The sequence below is a fragment of the Flavobacterium bizetiae genome (assembly GCF_902804475.1).
Taxonomy (GTDB): domain Bacteria; phylum Bacteroidota; class Bacteroidia; order Flavobacteriales; family Flavobacteriaceae; genus Flavobacterium; species Flavobacterium bizetiae.
This window is the reverse complement of sequence record NZ_CADCSU010000233.1, coordinates 1-2,939: the sequence shown is the minus strand read 5'-3', so window position 1 is coordinate 2,939 and position 2,939 is coordinate 1. Positions and strand designations below refer to the sequence as shown.

3 protein-coding genes and 1 tRNA gene are annotated in these 2,939 nt (G+C 30.6%); 3 read left to right on the top strand and 1 reads right to left on the bottom strand.

Annotated features, from left to right (window positions below):
- From FLACOL7796_RS24410 to FLACOL7796_RS24400, 3 genes are all read left to right on the top strand, one after another.
- Nucleotides 1–916 (top strand): helix-turn-helix domain-containing protein (locus FLACOL7796_RS24410; protein WP_173973366.1); only part of this gene is annotated, 916 nt, incomplete at its 5' end.
- Between the two features lie 112 nt (nucleotides 917–1,028).
- Nucleotides 1,029–2,144 carry a nuclear transport factor 2 family protein gene (locus tag FLACOL7796_RS24405; RefSeq protein ID WP_173973365.1) on the top strand — a complete coding sequence of 372 codons (1,116 nt, stop codon included), beginning with the start codon at nucleotides 1,029–1,031 and terminating at the stop codon, nucleotides 2,142–2,144.
- 230 nt (nucleotides 2,145–2,374) lie between these two features.
- A tRNA-Val gene (locus FLACOL7796_RS24400) sits at nucleotides 2,375–2,449 on the top strand.
- Between the two features lie 68 nt (nucleotides 2,450–2,517).
- On the opposite strand, the gene FLACOL7796_RS24395 is transcribed toward FLACOL7796_RS24400, so the two are convergent.
- Nucleotides 2,518–2,886 (bottom strand): helix-turn-helix transcriptional regulator, encoded by a 369-nt coding sequence (locus FLACOL7796_RS24395; RefSeq protein WP_173973364.1) that lies wholly within the window; start codon nucleotides 2,884–2,886, stop codon nucleotides 2,518–2,520.
- Nucleotides 2,887–2,939 lie beyond the last annotated feature (53 nt).

Genomic DNA, 2,939 nt, shown 5'->3' with positions numbered 1-2,939 from the left:
GTTTCTAGGGCTTTTGTTATTGTCTTTAAGCATTAGAATTGGGAAATCAGTATTTTATAATTTTAATCCGCAATTATCAAAAACGTATTTGCAGATAGGCTTGTCAGCCTGTTTTTTAATTGGACCTCTGTTGTATTTTTATGTGAGATCGATTTTGCAAAATCTCAATTATTCTTTTGCAAAATACAGTCTTATTTTAATCGTTGTAATTATAAGTGTTTTTGGTGTTCTCTTTCCTTACAAAGAAAACCCAGCTCTCTGGAGAGGAATAATTTATTATTTTATAAATATTCAATGGTTTATTTTTATTGTTTTATCTATTTATGAAAGCAGGCAAATTTTTAAAAAGCTAGTAAAAAATCGAAATCAAATTAGCTATCATGAAACCTGGATATTATCTGTTATTATCGGAGTTTTTGCTATTTGGCTTTCGTACACTCTAGCCAAATACACGTCTTATATTTCCGGATCTTTGGCTTTTTCGTTTAGTTTTTACATTTCATTCCTTTTGCTTTATTACGTAAAAAATAAAATATTGATTTCGTCGAATAATAAAGAAAAATACATCAACAAAATAGAAGAAAAAGTAGTCACAGAGATTCAGGAACAAATCAATACGCTTTTTGAAACAAGAAAAATTTATACCAATCCCGAACTTACTTTATCCATTTTAGCAAAAGAATTAAATATTCGTCCTCAATTGTTATCACAGTTTATTAATGACAATTTGAACAAAAGTTTCACACAATTCATCAATGAATACAGAATTGATGAAGCAAAACGTTTATTAAAAGAAAGTACTCAGTTCAAAATTGACGCCGTTGGTTTCGAATCCGGGTTTAATTCTACGAGTACATTTTACAGTTCATTCAAAAAAATCACAGGAACTACGCCTTCAAATTACCAAAAAAGCTAAATTCTACTCCTAAAATATACATCTGGATTGCTATATCATAAACTTGGAATGATTTAAAAGTGAATCAATATAATTTTGAAAAACATTTTTAAACCATTAAAATCCAATGTTTATGAAAAGAATCTTTTTCGCAATCTTATTTACATTACTATTCAATTTGTCTTTTTCACAATCAGAACAATCCCTGATTGAAAATTGTATTCAAAACTATATCGAAGGCACCTCTTATAACAATCCCGAAAGCATCAGCAAGGCTTTTTATCCTGAAGCGAATCTTTTTCTGAGCCACAAAGATAAACCTCTATGGATAGTCCCAATTTCAGAATATGTCACCTGGTTTCAAAAAGGGAAGAAGGGAGAATTTAACGGTCGTATAGGTAAAATTATTTCTATTGAATTTTATAACGATGTTGCAATTGCAAAAGCTGAAATTCTTATACCTGAAAAAAAACAAGAATTTATGGATATGTTTTTGCTGAAAAAAATTCAGGGCGAATGGAAAATAATTAGCAAAGCAGCGAGCAGTAAAGCAAGTAATAAATCAGGAAAAAAGATATTATTTATTGTTTCTAATGTGCATTATTACGGAAATTCTACTATTGCAACAGGAAATAGCTTTGCCGAAATTGTAAATGCTTACGACACTTTTGTAAAATCCGGTTATACAGTTGATTTTGTCAGCCCTAAAGGAGGCGATATTCCTTTGGCGTACATCAATACCTCAGATAATTTACAAAAAGAATATTTATACAATCAGGACTTTATGTACGCCCTAAAAAATACACTAAACCCTAAAGAAATTGATTATAAAATTTATAAAGCAGTGCATTATATTGGAGGCGGAAGCGCAATGTTTGAAGTTCCTGAAAACCTCGACATTCAACGCATTTCGATGCAGGTATACGAAGATAATAAAGGAATTATTTCATCTGTATGTCACGGAACAGCGGGTATTGTAAACCTGAAAACAAAAAATGGTAAATTTTTAGTAGACGGAAAAAAAATAAGTGGTTATCCGGACTCTTTTGAAAAACAAGATGGTGAATATTTCAAACACTTTCCATTTTTGATTCAGAAAACCATAGAAGAAAGGGGAGGAGAGTTTAAATTCTCAAAGAGAAACGAATCGTTTGTAGAACAAGACGGCCGAATTATTACAGGACAAAATTTTCAATCATCGAGTGGTGTTGCGCTAAAAATTATTAAATTGATTGAGAAAACGAATTAATAATTGATCAAATGGTCAAGTAAGACTCCAAAATCAATATGGTTTTGGAGTTTTTTATTTGGTTCAAGTGTAAAAATTTGATCTTTTAATTAGAATTACAAATTCCATATATCTGACAAATAATAGGATACAAAAATATTTTACTTTTTTTTCTAAAAACACTTGCAAATACAAATTCTAGCTGTATATTTGCACTCGTAATCACGAAATGATAGCAACCTAGTAAAATAGGGCGATTAGCTCAGCTGGTTCAGAGCACCTCGTTTACACCGAGGGGGTCGGGGGTTCGAACCCCTCATCGCCCACAGAATTCCAAAAACTCCAAAGTCATCTTGATTTTGGAGTTTTTTATTTTATGCGATTATGAATCTCGTTACTTTGTTTTAGATAGTAAAATCTCAGTTTGTAGCTGCGAAACTTCTTCTTTTAAACTTTTGTTTTCAATCTCCAACTTCTGTATGTGTTTTGTCATTGTTTTAACTTCAAGCAATTGCCTATTAAGTGCATCATTAAACAATGAATCGATTTTGGAGTTATTATAAATATCATCTTCAGATTCGTAAATTTCAAATAATGTAGTTTTTAGAATCTCTGCAAGTTTATACCATTCAGCTTTTGAAATTTTTGAAATTCCATTTTCTCTTCGACAATATTGCGACTGGGTGATTCCCATATAAAATGCCATATTTTCTTGGCTAATCTTTAGAGACTTCCTTTTAGTTATCAGTTTCTGTTTTACCATTAAAGCAATTTTTTGTACGTTTTTATCTTTTATAAAACTAGGCTAATTAACAT

Excerpts from the sequence above, each read along its gene's own strand:
- FLACOL7796_RS24405 (WP_173973365.1), top strand. The coding sequence starts at position 1,029 with ATGAAAAGAATCTTTTTCGCAATCTTATTTACATTACTATTCAATTTG.
- FLACOL7796_RS24395 (WP_173973364.1), bottom strand. The coding sequence starts at position 2,886 with ATGGTAAAACAGAAACTGATAACTAAAAGGAAGTCTCTAAAGATTAGC.